The organism is Pseudomonas protegens, from assembly GCF_003732485.1.
GTDB lineage: Bacteria > Pseudomonadota > Gammaproteobacteria > Pseudomonadales > Pseudomonadaceae > Aquipseudomonas > Aquipseudomonas protegens_B.
The window spans coordinates 411,189-416,109 of the sequence record NZ_MOAK01000086.1 but is presented as its reverse complement, the minus strand read 5'-3'; the positions used below and the strand labels follow the sequence as shown (position 1 = coordinate 416,109).

Sequence of the window (4,921 nt, the reverse complement as noted above, 5' to 3'; positions counted from 1 at the left end):
CCCCCCTCCCGGGCCCAGCCGTACCTGCAGGCCGGAGGCGCTGCTGAGCCACTCGGCCATGCCGGCGGCGAATACCTGGTCAACATGCTGGACCAGCACGATGGCGGCGGGAAAGTCCTTTGGCAAGCCCTTGAGCAGCACTTCCAGGGCCGCCGGGCCACCGGCTGAGGAGCCTATGGCCACCAGGCTCTGGCGTGGCGCCCCGCTGCGCAGCGGCAGCGGGGCCGAACGCACCCGACTGCCACGCTGGCCGATCAGCCAGCCGATATTGAGGATCTTGCGCAGCAGCGGTGCCGCCGCCTCCTGGGCATTGCCCGCGCCCAGGGCCGGGGTGTCCACCACGTCCAGGGCGCCATGGCCCATGGCCTCGAACACCCGGTGCACATTCTGCTGGCGGTCGACGGTGACGATCACAATGGCGCAAGGCGACTCGGCCATGATCCGCCGCGTGGCCTCGACGCCATCCATGACCGGCATGATCAGGTCCATGAGAATCAGGTCCGGCGTCAGTTCGGCGCAATACTTCACCGCCTCGGCGCCATTGGTGGCAACCCACACCACCTCATGGCTGGGGTCGAAGGCCCGGGCCCGGCGCAAGGCCTCCACAGCCATGGGCATGTCGTTGACTATCGCTATCTTCATGCCCGCGCTCCTCCAATCAGTTCCACCACCGCATCGAGCAGGGCGTCGTCATGGAAACTGGCCTTGGCTAGATAATAGTCGGCACCGGCATCCAGTCCACGGCGCCGGTCTTCCTCGCGATCCTTGTAGGACACCACCATCACCGGCAGGGACTGCAGGCGATTGTCGCGACGCAAGAGTGTGACCAATTCAATTCCATCCATTCGCGGCATGTCGATATCGGTGATCAGCAGGTCGAAGCTTTCCGAACGCAAGGCATTCCAGCCATCCATGCCGTCCACTGCAACGGCCACATCGTAGCCGCGATTGATCAATAGCTTGCGCTGCAACTCACGCACCGTCAGTGAGTCGTCCACCACCAGAATACGCTTGCGCGCGGCCTGTGCGTGCTGCTGATGATGACGTGCGATGCGCTCCAGGCGGCCGGTATTGAGCAGTTTGTCCACCGAACGCAGCATGTCCTCGACATCCACGATCAGTGCCACCCGGCCGTCATCGAGCAGGGCCCCGGCGGAAATATCCTGGATCTTGCCCAGCCGGTCGTCCAGCGGCAGCACCACCAGGGTGCGCTCGCCGATAAAGCGTTCCACGGCGATCCCGTACACCGCGTCGCGCTCGCGAATCACCACCACCTTGAGCGTCGGCGCGTCGTTCTCGGTCGCCGGCCGCTGCAACAGCTGACTCGCCGCCACCAGGCCCACATGCCGCCCTTCGTGCCAGAAATGCTGACGCCCCTCCACCTGGACTATGGACTCGGGCTCCAGGTCGCACATGCGTTCGATATGGGCCAGCGGAAAGGCGTAGGCCTCATCGCCGACCTCCACCACCAGGCTGCGTACCACCGACAGGGTCAAGGGCACTTCCAGGTGGAAACGGCTGCCCTGGCCGCTGGTCTGCTCCAGCACCACCGCACCACGCAGTTGCCGCACCATATGCTGCACCGCGTCCAGGCCGACGCCGCGTCCGGAAACCTCGGTGACCTTGTCCCGCAGACTGAAGCCCGGCAGGAACAGAAAGGTCAGCAGTTCTTCCTCGCTGAGCTGGGCGGCGGTCTGGGCCGGCGACAGCTGACGCTCGACAATGTTCTGGCGCAAGCGCTCAAGATCCACGCCGTTGCCGTCATCACTGAGTTCCAGCATCAGAAGACCGGCCTGGTGCGAGGCCCGTAGGCGAATCACCCCTTCCGCCGGCTTGCCCGCCAGCAGGCGTTGCTCGGGCAGTTCGATGCCGTGGTCGACGGCATTGCGCAGCAGGTGAGTCAGCGGTGCTTCGAGCTTCTCCAGCACATCACGGTCGACCTGGGTTTTCTCACCCTCGATTTCCAGGCGTACCTGTTTGCCCAGGCTGCGCCCCAGATCGCGGACCATGCGGACCTGACCGGTAAGGACATCGGCAAAGGGCCGCATGCGACAGGCCAGGGCCGTGTCATAAAGCACCTGGGCCCGTTGACTGGCCTGCCAGCCGAACTCATCGAGCTCGGCGGTCTTCTCCGCCAACAGTTGCTGGGACTCGGCCAGCAAGCGCCGAGCATCCTCCAGGGCCTCTTGGGCCTCCAGGCTCAGCGCGTGTTCCTTGAGGTGCAGGTTGAGGTTTTCCAGAGCGGTCAGGCTGTTGCTCTGGATCCGCTTGAGGCGCTGCATCGTGGCCAGATAAGGCTTGAGCCGCTGGGTTTCCACCAGGGACTTGCTCGACAGGTCCAGCAAGCTGTTGAGCCGCTCGGCGGTCACCCGCAATACCCGTTCGCCGCCTTCGGTCATGCGCTTGCCCGGGCGCCCGGTGTTCACTGCCGGCTCCAGGGCCTGCTCGCTCGGCGGCGGCAAGGGCTCCAGCGCCCCCGGCAACTGCGCCATGGGCGCCACTGGTGCTTCGAATTCCGGCTCTGGCAGGGCGCTTGCCTGGGCCGGCACGCTTGGCGTTCCCGGTCCTTGAGTCAGCAGGCGCTCCATCAAGGCCACGTAGACCGGAATATCCGCTGCCACTGTCTCGGCGCCCCCGGGACTGGCAATACGCATCAACAGGTCAGTGCCCTGCAACAGGGCGTCGATATGCTCGGGCTGCAGGTACAGTCGCCCTTCCTGGGCACTGACCAGGCAATCCTCCATCACATGGGCAACACTGACCCCGGCATCGACCCCGACAATCCGCGCCGCGCCCTTGAGCGAGTGAGCGGCGCGCATGCAGGCTTCCAGCTGGTCGGCCTGGGTCGGATTGCGCTCCAGGGCCAGCAACCCGGTACTGAGTACCTGGGTCTGGGCCTCGGCTTCCAGGCTGAACAACTCCAGCAACGAGGCATCGCGCATTTGATCGGGGGTCATGTCAGGCTCCGGGTCACGGCCGAGAGCAGTTGCTCTTCGTCCAGCAAACGCAGGCTGCGTCCCTGCCATTGCAACACGCCACGGGTGTACTTGGCATTGGCCTGTTCTCCGGAGAGCGAGGCACCGTTGAGAATGCGTTCATCGATGGCATGGATACCGTGCACCTCATCCACCGGCACCACCACCGGGCCGCCCTCGGCCCCGATGATCAGCATCCGCGGCATGACCCGCCCCGCAGCAGCGACCACCGGTGTGCCATCCAGGCCCAGCAGTTCGGTCAATGACAGGCAGGCCACCAGGGCTCCGCGCACGTTGGCCACCCCCAGCAACGCCCGTGAGCGCTGGTGAGGCAAGGAGTGGATTTCCTGCAGCGGCGCCACTTCCAGCAGGCAACGGGTCGCCAGGCCCAGCCACTCCTCGCCGAGACGGAACATCAGCAGCGAACGGGTGACCACATCGCTGTCGGCCTCCAGGGCGAACGCGTGTTCCCGGTCCTCCTGACGCAACGAATAGCGATCCAGCAGGCGCGTGGCGGCGGCGGAATAGACCGCGCAGTTGCGGCAATGGATATGCTCGGCGAGCAACGGGCAGGACTTGTCGCCGTGAATGCCGATGCGGTTCCAGCAATCGTCGATGGCCTGCGCATCTTCACGGGTCACGTCCAATGAGTAGGAATGGCTCATCGTTTCAACTCACTGTCGGCAGTGCGAGTGCTGCGGGCAGCGCGCTCCTGCAATCTTTGGGCCCCGGCGACATCGCCCTGGGATGCCAGCAGCGCCGCCAGGTGCGCCAGGGCTTCAGAGTGCTGGGGGGCCAGGTACAGAGCCTTGCGGTAGAAGCCCTGGGCTTCAATGGCGTTGCCGGCCACATCGCTGAGCAGCCCCAGCCAGTAGAACACCTGGGCCACAGGCTCATGCTGTTGCAGATAGCGCTCGCACGCGGCACGGGCTAGCGCGCTCTTGCCCTCATTGGCCAAGGCGGCAATGTTGGCCAGCAGGCTCGCGGCATCGCTGACCGGCGGCGTGCTCTCGACCACCGGGGCCTGGTCCGCACGGGCGGTAAAGGGGCGCTGGCGCGGCGCCGCAGGCAGCGGATTGCGCGGCGGTAGCGGCAAGGACAAGGGCTGAGGCAAGGCCACTGGAGCCAGTGCAGGCTCCGGCTCGGTGTGCCGGCTGAAGGCAAAGGACTGGGGAATACCGATGGAACGCATGCCCAGACGCCCCAGCAGGCTGCCCTCGGCAGGCCCGATGAACAGCACCCCTTCTTCATGGGTCAGGCGCTTGAGCACCTCGAACACCTGATGCTGGGTCGGCTGGTCGAAATAGATCAGCAGGTTGCGACAGAAGACGAAGTCGAAAGGCGGCTCGCTGGCTAACAAGCCCGGCTCCAGGACATTGCCCACCTGCAGCCGGACCTGTTCGCGAACCCGCTCGCTCAAACGATAACGATCGCCCTCGGCGCAAAAGTGCCGCTCACGGAACTCAGTGTTCTGGCCACGAAAGGAATTCTTGCCATAGGCCGCCCCCCGGGCCCGTTCCACCGACAACGGACTGACGTCCAGGCCGTCGACCTTGAACTGGTGCGGAGCCAGACCGCCATCCAGCAGAGCCATGGCAATCGAATAGGGCTCCTCGCCGGTGGAACACGGCAGGCTCAACAGGCGCAAGGCGCGCATGCCCTTGATCTGTGACAGACGCTCCTTGGCCAGCTTGACCAGGGTAGCGAAGGATTCCGGATAACGGAAAAACCAGGTTTCCGGAACGATCACCGCCTCGATCAGTGCCTGCTGCTCATCCCGGGAGCCTTGCAGCTTTTGCCAGTATTCGTCGCTGCTGTGGGCATCCAGGGCGTTGCAGCGCTGGCGCACCGCGCGTTCGATGATCGCCGGGCCCACGGAGGCGACATCCAGGCCGATTCGCTCCTTGAGAAAGTCGAAAAACCGTTGTTCGTCGCTCATCGAGGCT

Annotated in this window: 3 protein-coding genes and 1 pseudogene; all 4 read right to left on the bottom strand. The window is 65.0% G+C overall.

The genetic code is table 11. The features are described from left to right. Positions 1-642: pseudogene (locus BLX41_RS33900) on the bottom strand (chemotaxis protein CheB); the annotation flags it as partial. Further along, the gene (locus tag BLX41_RS28840) at positions 639-2,957 is read right to left on the bottom strand and encodes a hybrid sensor histidine kinase/response regulator (protein ID WP_123727621.1); all 2,319 of its coding nucleotides are present in this window, start codon (positions 2,955-2,957) and stop codon (positions 639-641) included. The pseudogene BLX41_RS33900 and the gene BLX41_RS28840, both read right to left, overlap by 4 nt. Further along, positions 2,954-3,640, bottom strand: a complete 687-nt coding sequence (locus BLX41_RS28835) for a chemotaxis protein CheW (protein ID WP_123727620.1) — start codon at positions 3,638-3,640, stop codon at positions 2,954-2,956. Before BLX41_RS28835 ends, BLX41_RS28840 begins: the two co-directional genes overlap by 4 nt. Beyond that, positions 3,637-4,914 (bottom strand): CheR family methyltransferase, encoded by a 1,278-nt coding sequence (locus BLX41_RS28830; RefSeq protein WP_185073841.1) that lies wholly within the window; start codon positions 4,912-4,914, stop codon positions 3,637-3,639. The genes BLX41_RS28835 and BLX41_RS28830 overlap by 4 nt, the downstream gene beginning before the upstream one ends. Positions 4,915-4,921: the final 7 nt, after the last annotated feature.

Coding starts and splice junctions, on each gene's coding strand:
- BLX41_RS28840 (WP_123727621.1), bottom strand. CDS start 2,957: ATGACCCCCGATCAAATGCGCGATGCCTCGTTGCTGGAGTTGTTCAGC.
- BLX41_RS28835 (WP_123727620.1), bottom strand. CDS start 3,640: ATGAGCCATTCCTACTCATTGGACGTGACCCGTGAAGATGCGCAGGCC.
- BLX41_RS28830 (WP_185073841.1), bottom strand. CDS start 4,914: ATGAGCGACGAACAACGGTTTTTCGACTTTCTCAAGGAGCGAATCGGC.